We start from the raw sequence: 19,809 nt of genomic DNA, 5'->3' as shown, positions 1-19,809 counted from the left end.
ATTGTGTGTCATGATTTCTAGTTAATTTTTTATTGTTTGATTTGTCGAGAATAATACTACCGATTCTTGAATTTTTCGGCCAGATGCGATAAAACATCTCTTTTATAGCGCATATTTAAAAATATAATGTGTTCTTGTGAGTGTTTTTAAGCTTCATTTAGCAATTCGGTAGGAGAAAAATGGCTGTAGCCTTCTCTACTTTAACTTAACCCTAATCATCTCACCACTTAACCTCTCATTTTAACCACTTATCTCAAAAGTCGATTTTTCTTTCATACTTTTTGTTAAACTGATGAGGTAAAGAGGAGGAAATAAATATGATTTTACAAGCTAAACATTTGACTAAACGTTACGGCGATCATATGGCTGTTGACGATATTCAGTTAGAGTTTGAAAAAGGGAGTTTTAATGCTATTTTGGGTCCAAATGGTGCAGGAAAATCAACCACCATTTCCATGTTAATCGGTTTGAAAAAGCCTACAAAAGGTCAGATTCGATATGCGCCAAATACGAAAATCGGAGTTGTTTTTCAAGCTAGTGTACTGGATGAGATGTTGACGGTTAGAGAAAATCTTACGATTCGTGCTCAACAGTATAAGGAGATTGTAGCAAGTCGTGTGGATGATTTGATCCATCAACTGGGTTTGACTGCTTTCCAGAAGCAACTATATGGGACTTTGTCAGGTGGGCAAAAACGTAGGGTTGATATTGCGCGTGCTCTTCTTTCACAGCCAGATATTCTTTTCTTAGATGAACCAACGACAGGTCTAGATATTCAGACTCGCAAAGCCATTTGGGATTTACTGTCTCGACTACAAAAGGATGAAGGGATGACTATTATCTTAACGACTCATTATCTAGATGAATCGGATGAAGCGGATCAAATTTATATCGTTGATCATGGGAAAGTGATTGCGCAAGGTTCTGCGACGGTTATTAAAAGTCAGTATGCATCTAATATTCTAAAAATTCGTTTTAAGGAAATGAAGGATTTAGAAAAGTTGCTACAGACTGAAATGACAGTAAAGGAAGAAAATGAGTTGGAATATCTTTTTTATCCAAGGACATTACTGGAAGCTATTGAATATTTGGCAAAAGTACGAGAAGAAATTGATTCTTTTGAGTTTCGTCCAGGTACCATGGATGATGCCTTTATTGCACTTACAGGAAGAGAGGTTCGCTAATGTTAGCTTTATTGAAACGGAATTTTATCTTATATTTTCGTAATCGTTCAGGAGTATTTTTCTCATTATTGGGGGCATTGATTTCCTTCCTCCTTTATATCATTTTTTTGCAGAAGAACTTGACGGATGCTTGGTTCCAACTCCCTGATAATACGAACCTTTTAAATAACTGGCTGATGGGTGGGACCTTGGCTGTAACTGGGATTACAACCAGTTTTACGGCTCTTACACAAATGGTACAGGATCGTGAAAATCAAGTGGATCAAGATCTCTTCTTGACAGATTTAGGTAGCTGGGGTTTACAGGTGTCCTATCTAATCAGTAGTATTGCCATCTCTTTTGTCATGCAGGTGTTTATGTTTGCTGTTATGGGGCTTTATTTTAAAGAGAGTCCAGTTATCAGTCATTTACCGGAAATTGCTTTGATTATGTTGTTAAGTAGTCTGCTTTCAAGTTTGATAAATATTCTCTTGATTTACCGTTTTCAATCTGTAGACAGCCTTGGCAAACTGGCAACTATAGTGGGAACTGCTTCTGGATTTTTAGTAGGAACTTATGTCCCTATTGGAGTATTACCTGATTTTGCACAGATTATCATGAAGTGTACCCCTGCAACTTATATTGCTTCTCTCTATAGACAAATTTTAATGAAAGAACCATTAGAGACTGCATTTACAGGAAATAGCAGATTGTTACAGGAATTTCAAGAAAAAATGGGAATCCAAATCAACTGGCAAGAACTATTGACAAAGGAAGAGACATACTTTATAGTGGTTATTATCAGTCTCGTCGCTATTCTTCTTTGGCTTTTATTTGTTAAAGTATTTAGCAAGAGAAAATAAAAGTACATTGGAGAGAAAATGAAGATTCGTTTTGAAATGAAGACAGAGTTTTCAGAAAAGGACCCACATATTGTAATTCAGGCAGCTCAGTTAACCGACCAAGCAAGGGAAGTCATGGAGTATTTAGAACAATTTTCAACGACCAATCAGGTGGTCATTCCTATTCGAACGGATGATCATCTGGTAATGGTGAAGATTGAGGATCTTATTCTAGCAGATATCGATAAGAACTTGTTAACCATTTATACGGTAGATGGGATTTATAAAACTAAGGAAACATTGATAAACTTTCAGAATCGGATTAATCGGCGTAACTTTATACAGATATCACGCCATTCAATTATAAACATTGACCATTTAGAGTCATTATCGGATAGCTTTTCAGGGAACATGATGGCTAAAATGACTCGGGGTATCAAATCTAGTGTGAGTCGGAAATACGTTAAGTCCTTAATGAATTATCTAGGTTTATAGGAGAAAATCATGAAACGATTAATTGATTATTTTGTATCGGGAATGCGTACGGCTTCCTTCTTTTATTTGAGTATGATGGTGTTGACTCAGTTTTATCCAGGTATTACCTATCCTGAACCAATGATAAAAAATATTCTAGCTCTGTTTTTAATGGGTGGAATTATGGGGGTATTGACTTTAATACTTGAAAAGCTAGAGTTTCTTGCTTTTAGTATACGTGTAGGAGTTCATTTATTAGTGACAGCTACTATTTTAGTATTGACCTCTCTATTTTTTGGTTGGGGTTCAGCCTTGTGGAGTCCCTTGCTTTGGTTCTTTTTCTTGTTAATTTATGGATTGATATGGTTGTATCAAATCTGGCAAACTCACAAACTCACCCAACGAATTAATCAAGCCTTAGAGGATAAAAGACAGAAAACGGGTCACTAATATAGTGTTGAGGATGAAGTTTGAAGACAGTGCCAGTTTCCAAAGAGAACAATTTGTGATATAGTATTTTCAGCGTAAAACAAGGAGAAGAAAAATGCCAGTAAACGAATATGGTCAGATGATTGGTGAGTCAATGGAAGGTTATACTCCAGGTGAATTGCCTTCTATTAATTTCTTAGAAGGGCGTTATGCTCGAATAGAAGCTCTTTCAGTGGAGAAGCATGCGGAGGATTTATTAGCTGTTTATGGCCCTGATACGCCTCGGGAGATGTGGACCTACCTCTTTCAGGAACCAGTGGCAGATATGGAGGAGCTGGTTACCCTTTTAAATCAGATGTTAGCTCGTAAGGATCGTTTTTACTATGCAATCATAGACAGGTCAACTGGTAAGGCTTTGGGAACTTTTTCTCTTATGCGCATTGACCAGAATAACCGAGTAATAGAAGTGGGAGCAGTCACTTTTTCTCCAAAACTCAGGGGGACACGGATAGGGACAGAAGCTCAGTATCTCCTGGCTCGCTATGTCTTTGAAGAACTCAACTATCGTCGCTACGAATGGAAATGTGATTCTCTTAATCTACCGTCCAGACGAGCTGCGGAGCGTTTGGGATTTGTCTATGAAGGAACCTTCCGTCAGGCAGTGGTTTATAAGGGGCGTACGAGGGATACGAATTGGTTGTCTACGATTGATAAGGACTGGCTTCAAGTCAAAGCTCGATTGGAAGCATGGTTGGATCCTGAAAATTTTGATAAAAATGGGCGGCAGTATAAGAGCTTGAGAGAGTTTTAAGAGGGGTTGAGATGATCACTATTAAAAAGCAAGAATTTGTCAAGCTAGAGGATGTTTTGCATCTCTATCAGGCTGCCGGTTGGACAAATTATACCGATCAATCAGAGATGCTGGAGCAGGCCTTATCTCATTCATTAGTGATTTATGTGGCGCTTGATGGTGATACTGTGGTGGGCTTGGTCCGTTTAGTCGGAGATGGTTTCTCATCGATTTTTGTCCAGGATTTGATCGTTTTACCTATCTATCAGCGTAAAGGGATTGGTAGTGCCCTAATGAAAGAGGCTTTAGAGGCTTACAAAGATGTCTATCAAGTCCAGCTGGTGACAGAACAGACAGAAAGAACCTTGGGCTTCTATCGTTCTATGGGCTTTGAAATCTTATCCACCTATAATTGTATAGGAATGACTTGGATGAATCGAGAAAAATAACAAAACTTGTTTTTTCTTAAGCAAAGTTTAAGGATGGTCTAGTATCATATAGTCATTAAATAAAGACCTCCTAACTTTATTTAATGAAATCCTAAAACTTTTTTTCATCATAATCTCCTAATGAAGTCACCAAATCAGGTGGCTTTTTTGTGTGTGGGGGGGATAGATGCTGATAGAAATTTTTGGCAAAATGGTAGAATTTGAGAAAAGTTAAGCTAGTTTTAAGCTTCGTCTTGTATCATATAATCATTAAATAAAGACCTCCTAACTTTATTTAATAAAATCCTAAACTTTTCTTTTTCATAATAATCTCCCTTAACTCCACCCAATCAGGTGGAGTTTTTTGGCTCTATTTCAGGCTTTTGGGGATTATTCTAAAAATCATTTTTCGATATTTTCCGGTATTTTCGGATTTTGGTCGGGGAATTGGCGGGGACTTTTTTAGAAAATATGACTAAAAAATAGGTCTGTTGTCGCTTCGGCTACTTCAAACTCAATTTGATTGTAAGTGACTGTTAATTGAAGGACTGGAACTGCTGTAATAATGATTTTGCTTGTCCAGTAGTGGCGTATTAAATGAGGAGTGACATGTAAGATTGTCTCTTCGTTTACTAAATCAAAATTTCTATGAAATTGATAGAATCCCTAACTTTCTCTTAAACTTGAAAGTCTTGTTGTAAAGCGGTTAAAGCTTAAGAAGCTGAGAATGTAAAGTTTTGACAAATTTTGTGAACTATGGGATAATAAAAGGGAATTAAGTATTGTGTCTATATCATAGGCTAGAAAAGACCCCAAGCTCACGTCCAAATAAGCTTGGGGTCTTTTTGACACTATTTGTTCTTGTTTAGCCATTTATCGACTAATCGAAGAACGACACCGACCACAATTGGTCCGATGATAGTTTTAAGTATTGTATCCATCATGGGCTAATTCACCTCCTCTCGCAGGCGGTGTAGAAGTGCCGAACAATATTATATCATAAAATACTCTACTCTCTCAGTAGGATAGAGTGCTTTTGCATTTGGAAAGGAGGAAGTTATAGCTTATTTACTCCTTCTCCCAGTAATTTTTTAGCAGTAGGAGGGATTCTCATACTGTTATGGAGACTCTTTCTTATTGCTAGTGGACTTTTTCTTATTGGTTTTGTCAGTTTCCTTATTTTTGTGGAGGGCTATGGAATTTATCTGTTCTTTACAGAGACTGAACTTTACACGGCAGATTTAGTTCAAAATGGATTATTTGGTTTTACGACATTCTTTATTATCTTTCATTTAGTTTTACTTGTATTAGTAAGTTTGGCGAGATACAAATGGAAGAGGGGATATTAACAAAAGTGGAGAAAACGATATTAGTTCCTCTCCACTTTTACGTTTCTAGCTAATTGGTAATTATAACTTATTACGATTGAAGTCACCTATCCTTATCTTTCAAGAAATGATCAATCTTAGCCATCATGAGCTTGTGCTCGTATATTTTACAGATATCACGAGCCTGTAAATAATAGTCAAGAATTTCATCGTGCTTTAAAAAATCTTTTCCGGCATTTGCAACGATAGTTAAAAGAGGTGCTAGCTGATAGCTGGTCTCTTTTTGTTTACAAAAGTCAATGGTTTCTAAGGCTTCTTGGACAGCTTCTAACTCCTTACCTTTAGAGTGTAAATAATAGGCAAAATTATGTTTAACTCGAATATAACCAAATAAATACTCTTGGTGGTTTAAATCTTTTTCCTGATACAAACTGATAAGAAGTGAGTTATTTTCTTCGTATTCTGCATCACGCCCTACAGAAAAATAAAAATTAGATAAAGTATTGAGGAGTTTAAGATACACAGATGAGCTGACCGAAAGCTTTGGCAAAGCGTTTTCTAGACTGGCGATAGCTTCATCTTTGGAACTATGTAAGTAGAAAAGGATAATCGCTTGAATCCATAGAAGATAAAATTCATCCTCAGTAGATAGATACTGAGACTTTTCTTTTTCTAAGTTTAAGAGGTATTCTAAATCCTCGTAATTACGATCTTCAAGTAATTTTTCTGCTAATTTCTTAAACGGTGTTATATTGGAAGTCATTTCAATCTGTTCATCGAAAAAATAATCTAAGGGAACTTGAAGCCGATTTGCAAGTTTATAGAGTAAATCAGCAGCAGGCATATAGTTGCCACGTTCTATTTTGCTGATTTGGCTTTGCTCACAAATTCCTTCGGAAAGTGTTTTTTGTGAGAAGCCTTTTTCTTTTCTCTTGGCTTTTAGTTTATCAGATAATATGCTCATCTCTAACCCTCTTTAAATAAATTTACGATTAATTATATACTTTTAATCTCGATTTTTCAACTTTCTAACACAAAAATAGTCATAAAAAAATAAATAAAAAAAAAACTGAAAAAAAGAATACTTTTTATTGACAAAGAATATTTAAAGTAGTACACTTACAAGTGTAAAGATAAGAAAAAGGTGGTTAATATGAGTATTTTAGTAAAGTTTCGTAAAATCATTTTTGTATTATCCTTTTTAGAATTATTTGGAAGCGGTTCCTTTTTTTGAAAAACCTGTAAATCAATCACAATATATTTTGGTTCTAGAATTATACAACAAGCTTCAACAATTAGTGGAGTTGATCTGGTACTGTCGGATTGATTTGTTAAACTTTTTGTGAAGTAACATTTATACAATGGATCGTGTCACAGATTGAAGAGCTTAAAGGGGGCTTGTAAGTTTGATATACTCTATTACCCTCTCATATAACTAGTTATACAGGAACTACTCTATTATATCTCTTGATGTGGGTGTATAGATATTAGGAGGAGAATAAAATGAGAAATTCAGTAATACAGACATCTAATTTATCAAAATCCTATGATGGGAAAATTATCTTGGATAAGATAGACTTTACGCTAAAACAGGGAGAAATCTATGGCTTACTAGGAAGAAATGGCGCTGGAAAGACAACATTTATCAAAGCTATTTTAGGTTTGACAGTGATGGATAGTGGTGAAGTGAAGATTCTATCTGAAAAACTGTCAGGGGACTTTTCTAAGGACTTGCTATCTCAAATCGGTGTGGTATTGGACAGTGCTTCTTTTTATCCTAATTTAACGGGACCTGAAAATCTCTCTATTTTTGCAAGATTGAGAGGAATTTCGCTAAAACAGGTAGAGCAAGCTTTACAAGTAGTAGGATTAGATGGGGAAAATAAAAAACTATTCAAGCAGTATTCTCTGGGAATGAAGCAAAGGTTAGCAATTGCTAACGCTATTATGCACCAGCCGAAAATTCTGATATTAGATGAACCAACAAATGGTTTGGATCCTATTGGTATCCTTGAAATGCGCCGTTATCTAAAGGAACTCAGTACCAATCATGGCATTTCAATTTTAATATCCAGTCACATTATTTCAGAACTTGAAAAGCTTGTAGATAGAGTTGGGATACTGCATGATGCCCACCTTATGGCTGAAAAGACTATGCAGGAATTAATAGATGGTGCAGATAAAAGGAAAATCCACCTAATTGTTTCAGATGCTTCTCAAGCTAAGGAAGTGCTTTGCAGGATAAATCTGCAAGAACAGATCAGTATTCTTTCGGATACAGAACTTGAACTTCAGGGAGAATCACCTGCTTTTGACATTGCGGTCGTATCTAACTCCTTAAAAGACAACGGAATAGTTCTAAAAGAATATTATTATAAAAACAATGAAAGTTTAGAGGATTACTTTAAGCGGGTAACAGGAGGTGAGGGAATTGCTTGATTTAGTGAAGATTGAATTTCTCAAACAAAGGCATCAAAAATTGAATTTTGTCGTATATGGTGTTGTTTCCCTCTACCTAGCTCTCATCTGTTATTATGTAAATGATGCGAGAGGCTTGTTTGACTCCTTCCCCTTTGTCTATAAATTTTCTTTGTCTTATTTAAACTTTTTGATTCTCCCTTTGTATTGTGTTTCCTATACAATACAGGCATTTGGTGTAGAATATCGCTATCGCATCATGAACAACTTGAAACTCGCTTCAGCAAATCTAATGAAGACATTCTGGGCTAAGATTTTGTATATAGAAATCAATGCTCTGTGTATCATGTTATTCACCTATATTTCGGTTTCCTTATTTGCACTACTATCTCGCTTTTCTTCAACAGTCAGTTTGTCTTTATTATTAAGATTCTTCTATCTTTGTATGAGTAGTGGTGTCTTAATTCCCATGGGAGTATTTCCTTTAGTTGCTTTGGTCATGATAAAAGTAAGAGGCAAGGAGATAGTTGGAAATTTGGTCGGCGTCATGTATGTTTTAGTGTCATTTTTTTTAGCAAGGACGAGTCCAAATATCAGTCCAGTAACAAGTGCTAACAGTTTAATCTGGGAAGGAAACAGAGAAGGAGTGGTGCTTCAACAGCCAGCTATCTTATCGATTATTGTACTAGGTTTATCTTTACTTGTTTTGTCTTTCTTGTCCATTAAATCTTGGTTAAGAAAGGTGGATGAATAAATGTTGATGCTAGAATTGACTAAACTAAGAAGGCGAAAGATACTGTATATGATTCCCTTTGTAGCCATCCTGCTCTTTTTGTTAGAGTTTATGATTGGTCATCAGATTTATCAAGGGCATTCGTACGGTAGTGTGAATGGTTGGTATGTAGAAAATGGTTTCTTCTTTTTGAACTACTATTTTCTCCTCCCTTTTTCGAGCATGATTTTAGTGGATTTGATAAGAATAGAACAAGTGTCTAAAACGATTTCAAATCTCAGACTGATTCCTGTCGATTTGAAACAATTACTCCAAGCGAAGTTTATGCTTGCTTTGTTGATTAATCTACTAGTCAGTGAATTCACTTTTTTGTCTATGCTGGTCCTAGAGCTAATGGATGGTGACTTTGCTTTCTCTAGTCTTGCAATGTTATCTTGGGGACTTGTTTATGGAGCAATTGCTTTTGCTTATACACTGTCTGCTGGTATTATTGTCCTCTTCTTAGGAAAATATCGGAAGGAACTTATCCTTGCCCTACCACTTGCCTTTTTATTGTCATTTGCAGGTTTGTTTACTTTAACAACGGTTGTTGGGCGGTATTATCTGGCAAATTTACTACTAATCATCATGGAGGAATTCACGGTTTTAACAGTTTCTGTATATGCCATTTGGTTGGTTACCTTGGTGGCATGTCTCCTTTATTTGTTGGCAGATAAACGCATGATGAACATTATTTTTGCTTATAAATGACAAGCCGAGAATGTAAACCTTTGACAAAATGTGTGAACTGTGGGATAATGGAGAGGAATTAAGGATTAGTTCTATATCATGGACTAGAAAAGACCCCAAGCTAACTTCCACATTAAGCTTGGGGTCTTTTTTGACACTATCTATCTTTGTTTAGCCATTTATCGACTAAGCGAAGGATGACACCGACCACAATCGGTCCGATGATAGTTTTAAGGATTAGTTCCATCATGGGCTATCTCACCTCCTTTCGTAGGCGGTGTAGCAGTGCCGTAGAATATTATACCACATAATTGCTAAACTTAGGAGTCACCCAATCAGATGGCTTTTTTGTTTGTGGCTTGGTTTTTTGATATAATAGAGCCATGAGTAGAATTTTAGATAATGAGATAATGGGGGATGAGGAGTTAGTAGAACGCACGCTCCGTCCTCAGTACTTACGTGAATATATTGGGCAGGACAAGGTCAAGGACCAGCTCCAAATCTTTATCGAGGCTGCCAAAATGCGGGATGAAGCGCTGGATCATGTGCTCTTATTCGGGCCTCCAGGTTTGGGAAAAACGACCATGGCTTTTGTTATTGCCAATGAACTGGGTGTCAATCTCAAGCAAACTTCTGGTCCAGTCATTGAAAAAGCCGGAGATCTGGTAGCGATTTTGAATGACTTAGAGCCTGGTGATGTCCTTTTTATTGATGAGATTCATCGCTTGCCCATGTCGGTGGAGGAGGTGCTTTATAGTGCCATGGAGGACTTCTACATTGATATCATGATTGGAGCTGGTGAAGGTAGTCGCAGTGTTCATTTGGAGTTACCACCTTTTACATTGATTGGTGCGACGACTCGGGCTGGTATGCTCTCAAATCCGCTACGGGCACGTTTTGGAATTACAGGTCATATGGAGTATTATGCTCATGCTGATTTGACGGAAATTGTTGAGAGGACGGCAGATATTTTTGAGATGGAAATTACTCATGAGGCAGCATCTGAGTTGGCTCTACGTAGCCGTGGAACCCCTCGTATTGCCAATCGTCTCCTCAAGCGCGTGCGCGATTTTGCCCAGATAATGGGGAATGGGACTATTGATGATCTTATTACCGATAAGGCTTTGACCATGCTGGATGTTGACCATGAAGGTCTGGACTATGTGGATCAAAAAATCCTTCGCACCATGATTGAGATGTACGGCGGTGGTCCTGTCGGCTTAGGAACTCTTTCTGTCAATATCGCAGAAGAGCGCGAGACTGTCGAAGACATGTATGAACCTTACTTAATCCAAAAAGGTTTTATCATGCGGACGCGGTCTGGACGGGTGGCAACAGCTAAGGCATATGAGCATTTAGGTTATGAATACAGTGAAAAATAAGCAAGAAATACTAAACGCTTTTAGAGAAAATCTGGATATGATGGCTATTCTGACGATTATCCGAAACCTTGGTCTGAAAGACTCGTGGTTGGCAGCAGGTTCTGTCAGAAATTTCATCTGGAATCTCTTGTCAGACAAATCACCTTTTGACTGTGAAACAGATGTGGATGTCATTTTCTTTGATCCAGATATTTCTTATGAGGAAACCTTGTCCCTAGAGAAAAAGCTACGAGAGGACTTTCCTCAGTATCAATGGGAGTTGAAAAATCAGGTCTATATGCATCAACATAGCTCTCATACTGCTCCTTATACTAGTTCCCGTGATGCTATGAGTAAGTATCCAGAACGATGTACAGCTGTTGGACTACACTTGAATGAAGAATCCACTTTGGAACTCTTTGCACCTTATGGTTTGGAGGACATTTTGAATTTTCAAGTTCGACCAACTCCTCATTTTTTAGGGAATGAAGACCGAATGGAACTTTACCAAATACGTCTATCCAAGAAAAATTGGCAGGAGAAATGGAAAAATTTGATTTTTAAAAATACTTAAGGAAACTTTAAGCTAGGAAGTGTATACTAAGTTCATAAGTTAAGAAGACCTTAACTTAAACTCCTAAAACTTTTTCATAATAATCTCCCTATAAAAATAGAGTCGCCAAATCAGGCGGCTTATTTTTTTGAAAAATGGGCTTGGTGCCTGAGAATAAATAGCTTAGTGATAGAAGAAAATAGGGAAATATGGTATAATGAAACGATAGATTTTTGAATAGGAATAAGATCATGTTTGGATTTTTTAAGAAAGATAGGGCTGTGGAAGTAGAGGTTCCGACACAGGTTCCTGCTCATATCGGCATCATCATGGATGGCAATGGCCGTTGGGCTAAAAAACGTATGCAACCGCGAGTCTTTGGACACAAGGCGGGCATGGAAGCATTGCAAACTGTGACCAAGGCAGCCAACAAACTAGGCGTTAAGGTTATTACGGTCTATGCTTTTTCTACAGAAAACTGGACCCGCCCAGATCAGGAAGTCAAGTTTATCATGAACTTGCCAGTAGAGTTTTATGATAATTATGTCCCGGAATTGCATGCGAATAATGTTAAGATTCAAATGATTGGGGAGACAGACCGCTTGCCTAAGCAAACCTTTGAAGCTCTGACCAAGGCTGAAGAATTAACTAAGAACAACACAGGCTTGATACTTAATTTCGCCCTCAACTATGGTGGACGTGCTGAGATTACACAGGCTCTTAAGTTGATTTCCCAGGATGTGTTAGATGCCAAAATCAACCCAGGTGACATCACAGAGGAATTGATTGGCAACTATCTCTTCACCCAGCATTTGCCTAAGGAGTTACGAGACCCAGACTTGATTATCCGCACTAGTGGAGAATTGCGTTTGAGCAATTTCCTTCCATGGCAGGGAGCCTACAGTGAGCTCTATTTTACAGATACCTTGTGGCCTGATTTTGACGAGGCGGCCTTGCAGGAAGCCATTCTTGCCTACAATCGTCGTCATCGCCGATTTGGAGGAGTTTAGGAGGAAATATGACACAGGATTTACAGAAAAGAACCTTGTTTGCAGGGATTGCCCTGGCTATTTTCCTACCAATTTTAATGATTGGGGGACTCTTGCTTCAGATAGCAATTGGAATCATAGCCATGCTAGCCATGCATGAACTTTTGAAGATGAGAGGTCTAGAGACCATGACGATGGAGGGTCTCTTGACCCTCTTTGCAACCTTTGCTTTGACCATTCCCTTGGAGAATTACCTGACTTTTTTGCCAGTTGATGGGAATGTGGTTGCTTATAGTGTGTTGATTTCAATTATGTTAGGAACGACTGTATTTAGCAAGTCGTATACGATTGAGGATGCGGTTTTCCCTCTTGCTATGAGTTTCTATGTGGGCTTTGGTTTTAATGCTCTATTAGATGCTAGAATTGCAGGTTTAGATAAGGCACTATTAGCCTTGTGTATTGTTTGGGCAACAGACAGTGGTGCCTATCTTGTTGGGATGAACTATGGGAAACGAAAATTAGCTCCGACAGTTTCTCCTAATAAAACCCTTGAGGGTGCCTTGGGTGGTATTTTAGGTGCTATTTTAATAACCATCATCTTTATGATGTTTGACAGAACAGTTGCTCTTCCGTATGGAATTTACAAGATGTCAGTCTTTGCTATTTTCTTTAGCATTGCTGGACAATTTGGTGATTTACTAGAAAGTTCGATCAAGCGTCACTTTGGTGTTAAGGATTCTGGGAAATTTATCCCTGGACATGGTGGTGTTTTGGATCGTTTCGATAGTATGTTGCTTGTATTTCCAATCATGCACTTGTTTGGACTCTTTTAATCAAAAGATGGAGGAAATACTATGCTCGGAATTTTAACCTTTATTCTGGTTTTCGGGATTATTGTGGTGGTACACGAGTTTGGGCACTTCTACTTTGCCAAGAAATCAGGGATTCTAGTGCGTGAATTTGCCATTGGTATGGGACCCAAAATCTTTGCTCACATTGGCAGGGATGGAACGGCCTATACCATCCGAATCTTGCCTCTGGGTGGCTATGTTCGTATGGCTGGTTGGGGTGATGATACAACTGAAATCAAGACAGGAACTCCTGTCAGTTTAACGCTTACTGATGATGGTAAGGTTAAACGCATCAATCTCTCAGGTAAAAAATTGGATCAAACAGCTCTTCCTATGCAGGTGACCCAGTTTGACTTTGAAGATAAGCTCTTTATTAGGGGCTTGGTTCTGGAAGAAGAAAAAACATTTGCAGTAGATCACGATGCAACGGTTGTGGAAGCAGATGGAACTGAGGTTCGGATTGCTCCTCTAGATGTTCAATATCAAAATGCAACTATCTGGGGGAAACTCATTACTAATTTTGCAGGCCCTATGAACAACTTTATCTTAGGTGTCGTTGTTTTCTGGATTTTAATCTTCATGCAGGGTGGTGTCAGAGATGTCGATACCAACCAGTTCCGTATTATGCCCCAAGGGGCCTTGGCTAAGGTAGGAGTACCAGAAACGGCCCAGATTACCAAGATTGGCTCACATGAGATTAGCAACTGGGAAAGTTTGATTCAGGCTGTGGAATCAGAAACCAAAGATAAGACGGCCCCGACCTTGGATGTGACTATTTCTGAAAAGGGGAGTGACAAACAGGTCACTGTTACCCCAGAAGAAAGTCAAGGCCGATATCTTCTAGGTGTTCAACCGGGAATTAAGTCAGATTTTCTGTCCATGTTTGTAGGTGGTTTTACAACTGCTGCTGACTCGGCCCTCCGAATTCTATCAGCTCTGAAAAATCTGATTTTCCAACCGGATTTGAACAAGCTAGGTGGACCTGTTGCCATCTTTAAGGCAAGTAGTGATGCCGCTAAAAATGGAATTGAGAATGTCTTGGACTTCTTGGCAATGATTTCCATCAATATTGGGATTTTTAATCTTATTCCGATTCCAGCCCTGGATGGTGGTAAGATTGTGCTCAATATCCTGGAAGCCATTCGCAGCAAACCATTAAAACAAGAAATTGAAACCTATGTCACCTTGGCCGGAGTGGTCATCATGGTTGTCTTGATGATTGCTGTGACCTGGAATGACATTATGCGACTCTTTTTTAGATAATCGAGGAATATTATGAAACAAAGTAAAATGCTTATCCCAACGCTTCGCGAAATGCCAAGTGATGCTCAAGTTATCAGCCATGCTCTTATGTTGCGCGCTGGTTATGTTCGTCAAGTATCTGCAGGTGTTTATTCTTACTTACCACTTGCCAACCGTGTGATTGAAAAAGCTAAAAATATCATGCGCCAAGAATTCGACAAGATTGGTGCTGTTGAGATGTTGGCTCCTGCCCTTCTTAGTGCAGAATTGTGGCGCGAATCAGGTCGTTACGAAACTTATGGTGAAGACCTTTACAAACTAAAAAACCGTGAAAAATCAGATTTTATTCTAGGTCCAACTCACGAAGAAACCTTTACAACTATTGTTCGTGATTCTGTTAAGTCTTACAAGCAATTACCACTCAATCTCTATCAAATTCAACCTAAGTATCGTGATGAGAAACGCCCACGTAATGGACTTCTACGTACACGTGAGTTCATTATGAAAGACGGTTATAGCTTCCACTCTAATTATGATAGCTTAGATGTAACTTATGATGAGTACAAGGCTGCCTATGAGCGTATTTTCACTCGTAGTGGTTTAGACTTCAAGGCTATCATCGGTGACGGTGGAGCCATGGGTGGTAAGGACAGCCAAGAATTTATGGCCATTACACCTGCTCGTACAGACCTTGACCGCTGGGTTGTATTGGATAAATCTGTTGCCTCATTTGATGAAATTCCTGCAGAAGTGCAAGAAGAAATCAAGGCAGAATTGCTCAAATGGATGGTTTCTGGTGAAGATACCATTGCCTACTCAAGTGAGTCTAGTTATGCGGCTAACTTAGAAATGGCCACAAATGAGTACAAACCAAGCAACCGTGTTGTCGCTGAAGAAGAAGTGACTCGTGTTGCAACACCAGATGTTAAGTCAATCGATGAAGTCGCAGCCTTCCTCAACGTTCCAGAAGAACAAACAATTAAAACTCTCTTCTACATGGTAGATGGTGAGCTTGTTGCAGCCCTTCTAGTTGGAAATGACCAACTCAACGAAGTCAAGTTGAAAAACCACTTGGGAGCAGATTTCTTTGACGTTGCTAGCGAAGAAGAAGTAGCAAGTGTTGTTCAAGCAGGTTTTGGTTCACTTGGACCAGTTGGTTTGCCAGAGAATGTTAAAATCATTGCAGACCGTAAGGTGCAAGATGTTCGCAATGCAGTGGTCGGTGCTAACGAAGATGGCTACCACTTGACTGGTGTGAATCCAGGTCGTGATTTTACTGCAGAATATGTGGATATCCGTGAAGTTCGTGAGGGAGAAATTTCTCCAGACGGACAAGGTGTCCTTAACTTTGCGCGTGGTATCGAAATTGGTCACATCTTCAAACTCGGTACTCGCTATTCTGCAAGCATGGGAGCAGATGTTTTGGATGAAAATGGTCGCGCTGTGCCAATCATCATGGGTTCATATGGTATCGGTGTCAGCCGTCTCCTTTCAGCAGTGATGGAGCAGCACGCTCGCCTCTTTGTTAATAAAACGCCAAAAGGTGAATACCGTTACGCTTGGGGAATCAATTTCCCTAAAGAGTTAGCACCATTTGATGTGCACTTGATTACTGTCAATGTCAAGGACGAAGAAGCACAAGCTCTGACAGAAAAACTTGAAGCAAGCTTGATGGGAGCTGGTTACGAAGTCTTGACGGATGACCGTAACGAACGTGTCGGTGTTAAATTTAGCGATAGCGACTTGATTGGATTACCAATCCGTATTACTGTTGGTAAAAAAGCGGCCGATGGCATCGTAGAAGTGAAGATTAAAGCGACTGGTGACACCATCGAAGTTCATGCAGATAACTTGCTTGAAACGCTTGAAATTCTCAGCAAGAAATAAAAACTATAATCAGAAGAAAAACAAGGAAAAAATGTAACTAGTTTTTACCTTGTTTTTTCTGTATAATGGGAAAAATGAGTAGATAAAGAGGTAAATGTATGCTAAGATTTCCAAAGGATTTTGTCTGGGGATCCTCTACTTCTGGGCCGCAGACAGAAGGACGTATAGCTGGTGACGGTAAGGGAGATAATCTCTGGGATTATTGGTACCAAGTGGAGCCAAATCGTTACTATAATGGGATTGGTCCAGATAAAACATCAACCTTTTATGAAAACTGGGAACAGGATATTGAGCTACTGTTAGAAACTGGTCACACGGCCTTTCGGACTTCTATTCAATGGTCACGGATTTTTCCACAAGGGCGTGGGGAGGTCAATCCTCAGGGTGTAGACTTTTACCGTAAGGTTTTTGAGGCTATTAAGGCCAAAGGGATTCGTCTTTTAGTCAATCTTTATCATTTTGATTTGCCTTTTGCCCTTCAAGAGGATGGTGATGGTTGGGAAAATAAGGCGACTGTCTCAGCCTATGAAGACTATGCTCGTTTTTGTTTTGAGACCTATGGAGATTTAGTGGATCAATGGATTACCTTTAACGAGCCCATCGTTCCTGTAGAATTTGGTTATTTTTACGATGCCCATTATCCACATAAGGTGGATGCAGAGGCAGCCGTTAAAGTAGCCTATCACACACAATTGGCTAGCAGTCGGGCGGTTAGGACCTGTCATGAACTCTTGCCTGATTCCAAGATTGGGATTGTCCTCAACTTGACACCGGCTTATCCACGTAGCCAGCATCCTGCTGATGTCAAGGCTGCTCGTATTGCGGATCTTTTTCAGGCCCAATCTTTCTTAGATCCGTCTGTTTTGGGGACTTATCCACAGGAGTTGGTAGAAATCTTGCATGAACAAGGTCTCTTGCCTGATGCTACAGAGGAGGAGTTGGAGCTCATTCGTGATAATACGGTGGACTTCCTTGGTGTCAACTACTATCAACCTTTACGTGTTAGGGCTCCTCGATTTGCTAAGAATCCAGAGAGTCCTCTTTTGCCAGAACATTTTTACGAGCCTTATGTGATGCCTGGACGTAAAATCAATCCTCATCGTGGCTGGGAGATTTATGAGCAAGGGATTTATGACATTTCCCAAAATATCAAGGAAAATTATGGCAATATTGAGTGGATGTTGACAGAGAATGGTATGGGTGTTGAAGGGGAAGAAAAATTCCGTGAGAATGGAATGATTCAAGATGATTATCGTATTGATTTTGTAAAAGGTCATCTTCGCGAACTTCACCGTGCTATTGAAGATGGAGCTAACTGTAAAGGATACTTAATCTGGACCTTTATCGATTGCTGGTCATGGCTCAACAGCTATAAAAATCGCTATGGTTTAGTCGAATTAGACTTGGAAACGCAAGAACGTCGTCTGAAGAAATCAGGGCACTGGTTCAAGGAATTAAGCGATAATAATGGATTTTAAAAAAGACTCTGACTGATTATCCTAATTGGTCAGAGTCTTTTGCTTACAGGAGTGTAATTTAAACTATACCAATTTTTACTCTTGACAAGTGAAAGAAACAAGTATATACTGTTTTTGCTGATTCTATAAAAGAGGAATTAGACTATACCAATTTTAAGGAGAAAGCACAGCTGGTCTGTGTCGTATATACTATGTGTGGAATTGTTGGTGTTGTTGGAAACACAAATGCAACTGATATTTTGATTCAAGGGCTTGAAAAGCTCGAATACCGTGGCTATGATTCTGCGGGAATTTTTGTCCTAGGTGGTGCTGAAAACCACCTAGTAAAGGCTGTAGGCCGTATCGCAGAATTGTCTGCCAAGACAGCTGGTGTTGAGGGAACAACTGGGATCGGACATACTCGTTGGGCGACTCACGGAAAACCAACGGAAGACAATGCTCATCCACATCGCTCTGAGACAGAACGTTTTGTTTTGGTGCACAATGGGGTGATTGAGAACTACCTTGAAATCAAGGAAGAATACCTTGTTGGGCACCACTTCAAGGGGCAAACAGATACGGAAATCGCCGTTCACTTGATTGGAAAATTTGCGGAAGAAGATGGCTTGTCAGTTCTTGAAGCCTTCAAAAAAGCTCTTCACATCATCCGTGGTTCTTATGCCTTTGCCTTGGTTGACTCACAAGCTCCTGAAGTCATCTATGTGGCTAAGAATAAATCACCACTCTTGATTGGTCTTGGTGAAGGTTATAACATGGTCTGCTCAGATGCTATGGCTATGATTCGTGAAACCAACCAATACATGGAAATTCATGACCAAGAGTTGGTAATCGTCAAGGCTGATAGTGTGGAAGTTCAAGACTATGATGGAAATCGTCGTGAGCGTGCTAGCTACACTGCTGAACTTGACTTGTCAGATATCGGTAAGGGAACTTACCCTTACTACATGCTCAAGGAAATCGATGAGCAACCAACAGTGATGCGTAAGTTGATCCAAGCCTACACAGATGAGGCTGGTCAAGTAGTAGTAGATCCAGCTATCATTAAGGCTGTTCAAGATGCAGACCGTATCTACATCCTTGCAGCTGGAACATCTTACCACGCAGGATTTGCTTCTAAGAAGATGTTGGAAGAATTGACTGATACACCAGTGGAACTTGGAATCTCATCTGAGTGGGGCTATGGTATGCCACTTCTCAGCAAGAAACCACTCTTCATCTTTATCAGCCAATCTGGTGAAACAGCGGATAGTCGTCAAGTTTTAGTCAAGGCTAATGAAATGGGAATCCCAAGCTTGACAGTGACAAACGTCCCAGGTTCAACTCTTTCTCGTGAAGCCAACCATACCATGCTCCTTCATGCAGGTCCTGAAATTGCTGTGGCATCAACTAAAGCCTATACAGCACAAATTGCAGCCCTTGCCTTCCTTGCAAAAGCAGTTGGAGAAGCGAACGGCAATGCTAAAGCGCAAGACTTTGACTTGGTTCATGAATTGTCAATTGTAGCTCAGTCTATCGAATCAACTCTTTCAGAGAAAGAAACCATTGAAGCCAAGGTTCGTGAGCTTCTTGAAACAACTCGCAACGCCTTTTATATTGGGCGTGGTCAAGATTACTACGTAGCTATGGAAGCAAGCCTTAAACTCAAAGAGATTTCTTACATCCAGTGTGAAGGCTTTGCGGCAGGAGAACTCAAGCACGGAACTATTGCCTTGATTGAAGAAGGAACGCCTGTCTTGGCTCTCTTGTCAGATCCAGTCCTTGCTAACCATACTCGCGGAAATATCCAAGAAGTGGCAGCCCGTGGTGCCAAAGTCCTCACTATCGCAGAAGAAAATGTTGCCAAAGATACAGACGATATCGTCCTTACGACCGTACACCCTTACCTCTCACCAATCTCAATGGTTGTACCAACGCAATTGGTCGCTTACTTTGCAACTCTACACCGTGGTCTGGATGTGGATAAACCACGTAACCTTGCTAAATCAGTAACGGTAGAATAAGCTAAAAAAGTCTAGTTATCTAGGCTTTTTCTTGTGAGCAAACTGGTTGCTTGTACTCAAGATTCGTGTTAGAATAATTTGTCAAATTGAAGGACAGAGGTAGACAAGGAGAAT

The 19,809-nt window shown here is 39.4% G+C and carries 21 protein-coding genes; 18 read left to right on the top strand and 3 right to left on the bottom strand.

What is annotated here, in order from left to right; all coding sequences use genetic code 11:
* The first annotated feature begins 317 nt into the window (after positions 1–317).
* The 6 genes from FBF73_RS00435 (at position 318) to FBF73_RS00410 (ending at position 4,147) form a co-directional block, all read left to right on the top strand.
* On the top strand, positions 318–1,184 hold the full coding sequence (locus FBF73_RS00435; protein WP_136936649.1) for an ABC transporter ATP-binding protein: 867 nt from the start codon (positions 318–320) through the stop codon (positions 1,182–1,184).
* Positions 1,184–2,026, top strand: coding sequence for an ABC transporter permease (locus tag FBF73_RS00430; protein ID WP_136936648.1), 843 nt, complete (start codon positions 1,184–1,186; stop codon positions 2,024–2,026). Before FBF73_RS00435 ends, FBF73_RS00430 begins: the two co-directional genes overlap by 1 nt.
* 18 nt (positions 2,027–2,044) lie before the next feature.
* Positions 2,045–2,500: a LytTR family DNA-binding domain-containing protein gene (locus FBF73_RS00425; RefSeq protein WP_000701943.1), complete on the top strand. Its 456-nt coding sequence runs from the start codon at positions 2,045–2,047 to the stop codon at positions 2,498–2,500.
* A gap of 9 nt (positions 2,501–2,509) precedes the next feature.
* The gene (locus tag FBF73_RS00420) at positions 2,510–2,929 is read left to right on the top strand and encodes a DUF3021 domain-containing protein (RefSeq protein ID WP_000825504.1); all 420 of its coding nucleotides are present in this window, start codon (positions 2,510–2,512) and stop codon (positions 2,927–2,929) included.
* Positions 2,930–3,023: 94 nt separating this feature from the next.
* Positions 3,024–3,719, top strand: coding sequence for a GNAT family N-acetyltransferase (locus FBF73_RS00415; RefSeq protein WP_136936647.1), 696 nt, complete (start codon positions 3,024–3,026; stop codon positions 3,717–3,719).
* An 11-nt stretch (positions 3,720–3,730) separates the two neighbouring features.
* Complete coding sequence (locus tag FBF73_RS00410) at positions 3,731–4,147, top strand: GNAT family N-acetyltransferase (RefSeq protein WP_136936646.1); 417 nt, start codon at positions 3,731–3,733, stop codon at positions 4,145–4,147.
* 830 nt (positions 4,148–4,977) lie between these two features.
* On the opposite strand, the gene FBF73_RS00405 is transcribed toward FBF73_RS00410, so the two are convergent.
* Positions 4,978–5,070, bottom strand: a complete 93-nt coding sequence (locus FBF73_RS00405; RefSeq protein WP_094753251.1) for a type I toxin-antitoxin system Fst family toxin — start codon at positions 5,068–5,070, stop codon at positions 4,978–4,980.
* 45 nt (positions 5,071–5,115) lie between these two features.
* On the opposite strand from FBF73_RS00405, the gene FBF73_RS10065 reads away from it, so the two are divergent.
* On the top strand, positions 5,116–5,475 hold the full coding sequence (locus FBF73_RS10065) for a DUF5966 family protein (RefSeq protein ID WP_419991803.1): 360 nt from the start codon (positions 5,116–5,118) through the stop codon (positions 5,473–5,475).
* Positions 5,476–5,557: 82 nt separating this feature from the next.
* Here the strand turns inward: FBF73_RS10065 and FBF73_RS00395 are convergent, their stop codons facing one another.
* Positions 5,558–6,418: a helix-turn-helix domain-containing protein gene (locus tag FBF73_RS00395; protein WP_000025783.1), complete on the bottom strand. Its 861-nt coding sequence runs from the start codon at positions 6,416–6,418 to the stop codon at positions 5,558–5,560.
* Positions 6,419–6,957: 539 nt separating this feature from the next.
* Between FBF73_RS00395 and FBF73_RS00390 the strand changes: the two genes are divergently transcribed.
* The 3 genes from FBF73_RS00390 to FBF73_RS00380 are packed head-to-tail and all read left to right on the top strand — an operon-like array spanning position 6,958 to position 9,355.
* Positions 6,958–7,893 carry an ABC transporter ATP-binding protein gene (locus FBF73_RS00390; RefSeq protein ID WP_136936645.1) on the top strand — a complete coding sequence of 312 codons (936 nt, stop codon included), beginning with the start codon at positions 6,958–6,960 and terminating at the stop codon, positions 7,891–7,893.
* The gene (locus FBF73_RS00385) at positions 7,886–8,626 is read left to right on the top strand and encodes an ABC transporter permease (RefSeq protein WP_125423434.1); all 741 of its coding nucleotides are present in this window, start codon (positions 7,886–7,888) and stop codon (positions 8,624–8,626) included. The genes FBF73_RS00390 and FBF73_RS00385 overlap by 8 nt, the downstream gene beginning before the upstream one ends.
* On the top strand, positions 8,627–9,355 hold the full coding sequence (locus FBF73_RS00380; protein ID WP_136936644.1) for an ABC transporter permease: 729 nt from the start codon (positions 8,627–8,629) through the stop codon (positions 9,353–9,355).
* 136 nt (positions 9,356–9,491) lie between these two features.
* On the opposite strand, the gene FBF73_RS00375 is transcribed toward FBF73_RS00380, so the two are convergent.
* The gene (locus FBF73_RS00375) at positions 9,492–9,584 is read right to left on the bottom strand and encodes a type I toxin-antitoxin system Fst family toxin (RefSeq protein WP_000970294.1); all 93 of its coding nucleotides are present in this window, start codon (positions 9,582–9,584) and stop codon (positions 9,492–9,494) included.
* 133 nt (positions 9,585–9,717) lie between these two features.
* On the opposite strand from FBF73_RS00375, the gene ruvB reads away from it, so the two are divergent.
* From ruvB to glmS, 8 genes are all read left to right on the top strand, one after another.
* Positions 9,718–10,716, top strand: coding sequence for a Holliday junction branch migration DNA helicase RuvB (ruvB, locus tag FBF73_RS00370; RefSeq protein WP_080982914.1), 999 nt, complete (start codon positions 9,718–9,720; stop codon positions 10,714–10,716).
* Positions 10,697–11,269, top strand: a complete 573-nt coding sequence (locus tag FBF73_RS00365; RefSeq protein WP_124787592.1) for a nucleotidyltransferase family protein — start codon at positions 10,697–10,699, stop codon at positions 11,267–11,269. Before ruvB ends, FBF73_RS00365 begins: the two co-directional genes overlap by 20 nt.
* A gap of 230 nt (positions 11,270–11,499) precedes the next feature.
* Positions 11,500–12,258 (top strand): isoprenyl transferase, encoded by a 759-nt coding sequence (locus FBF73_RS00360; protein WP_136936643.1) that lies wholly within the window; start codon positions 11,500–11,502, stop codon positions 12,256–12,258.
* 8 nt (positions 12,259–12,266) lie between these two features.
* Positions 12,267–13,070 carry a phosphatidate cytidylyltransferase gene (locus tag FBF73_RS00355; protein ID WP_136936642.1) on the top strand — a complete coding sequence of 268 codons (804 nt, stop codon included), beginning with the start codon at positions 12,267–12,269 and terminating at the stop codon, positions 13,068–13,070.
* Between the two features lie 21 nt (positions 13,071–13,091).
* A complete protein-coding gene (gene rseP / locus FBF73_RS00350) occupies positions 13,092–14,351 on the top strand; it encodes an RIP metalloprotease RseP (RefSeq protein WP_136936641.1) in 1,260 nt (419 codons plus the stop codon).
* Between the two features lie 12 nt (positions 14,352–14,363).
* On the top strand, positions 14,364–16,217 hold the full coding sequence (locus FBF73_RS00345) for a proline--tRNA ligase (protein WP_136936640.1): 1,854 nt from the start codon (positions 14,364–14,366) through the stop codon (positions 16,215–16,217).
* 98 nt (positions 16,218–16,315) lie between these two features.
* Positions 16,316–17,695 (top strand): 6-phospho-beta-glucosidase, encoded by a 1,380-nt coding sequence (bglA, locus tag FBF73_RS00340; protein WP_136936639.1) that lies wholly within the window; start codon positions 16,316–16,318, stop codon positions 17,693–17,695.
* 191 nt (positions 17,696–17,886) lie between these two features.
* Complete coding sequence (gene glmS / locus FBF73_RS00335; RefSeq protein WP_136936638.1) at positions 17,887–19,695, top strand: glutamine--fructose-6-phosphate transaminase (isomerizing); 1,809 nt, start codon at positions 17,887–17,889, stop codon at positions 19,693–19,695.
* Positions 19,696–19,809: the final 114 nt, after the last annotated feature.

It is taken from the genome of Streptococcus mitis, assembly GCF_005144795.1.
In the GTDB taxonomy this organism is placed as follows: Bacteria; Bacillota; Bacilli; order Lactobacillales; family Streptococcaceae; genus Streptococcus; species Streptococcus mitis_BB.
This window is presented reverse-complemented; position numbering and strand designations above follow the sequence as displayed.

Coding starts and splice junctions, on each gene's coding strand:
- FBF73_RS00435 (WP_136936649.1), top strand. CDS start 318: ATGATTTTACAAGCTAAACATTTGACTAAACGTTACGGCGATCATATG.
- FBF73_RS00430 (WP_136936648.1), top strand. CDS start 1,184: ATGTTAGCTTTATTGAAACGGAATTTTATCTTATATTTTCGTAATCGT.
- FBF73_RS00425 (WP_000701943.1), top strand. CDS start 2,045: ATGAAGATTCGTTTTGAAATGAAGACAGAGTTTTCAGAAAAGGACCCA.
- FBF73_RS00420 (WP_000825504.1), top strand. CDS start 2,510: ATGAAACGATTAATTGATTATTTTGTATCGGGAATGCGTACGGCTTCC.
- FBF73_RS00415 (WP_136936647.1), top strand. CDS start 3,024: ATGCCAGTAAACGAATATGGTCAGATGATTGGTGAGTCAATGGAAGGT.
- FBF73_RS00410 (WP_136936646.1), top strand. CDS start 3,731: ATGATCACTATTAAAAAGCAAGAATTTGTCAAGCTAGAGGATGTTTTG.
- FBF73_RS00405 (WP_094753251.1), bottom strand. CDS start 5,070: ATGATGGATACAATACTTAAAACTATCATCGGACCAATTGTGGTCGGT.
- FBF73_RS00395 (WP_000025783.1), bottom strand. CDS start 6,418: ATGAGCATATTATCTGATAAACTAAAAGCCAAGAGAAAAGAAAAAGGC.
- FBF73_RS00390 (WP_136936645.1), top strand. CDS start 6,958: ATGAGAAATTCAGTAATACAGACATCTAATTTATCAAAATCCTATGAT.
- FBF73_RS00380 (WP_136936644.1), top strand. CDS start 8,627: ATGTTGATGCTAGAATTGACTAAACTAAGAAGGCGAAAGATACTGTAT.
- FBF73_RS00375 (WP_000970294.1), bottom strand. CDS start 9,584: ATGATGGAACTAATCCTTAAAACTATCATCGGACCGATTGTGGTCGGT.
- ruvB (WP_080982914.1), top strand. CDS start 9,718: ATGAGTAGAATTTTAGATAATGAGATAATGGGGGATGAGGAGTTAGTA.
- FBF73_RS00365 (WP_124787592.1), top strand. CDS start 10,697: ATGAATACAGTGAAAAATAAGCAAGAAATACTAAACGCTTTTAGAGAA.
- FBF73_RS00360 (WP_136936643.1), top strand. CDS start 11,500: ATGTTTGGATTTTTTAAGAAAGATAGGGCTGTGGAAGTAGAGGTTCCG.
- FBF73_RS00355 (WP_136936642.1), top strand. CDS start 12,267: ATGACACAGGATTTACAGAAAAGAACCTTGTTTGCAGGGATTGCCCTG.
- rseP (WP_136936641.1), top strand. CDS start 13,092: ATGCTCGGAATTTTAACCTTTATTCTGGTTTTCGGGATTATTGTGGTG.
- FBF73_RS00345 (WP_136936640.1), top strand. CDS start 14,364: ATGAAACAAAGTAAAATGCTTATCCCAACGCTTCGCGAAATGCCAAGT.
- bglA (WP_136936639.1), top strand. CDS start 16,316: ATGCTAAGATTTCCAAAGGATTTTGTCTGGGGATCCTCTACTTCTGGG.
- glmS (WP_136936638.1), top strand. CDS start 17,887: ATGTGTGGAATTGTTGGTGTTGTTGGAAACACAAATGCAACTGATATT.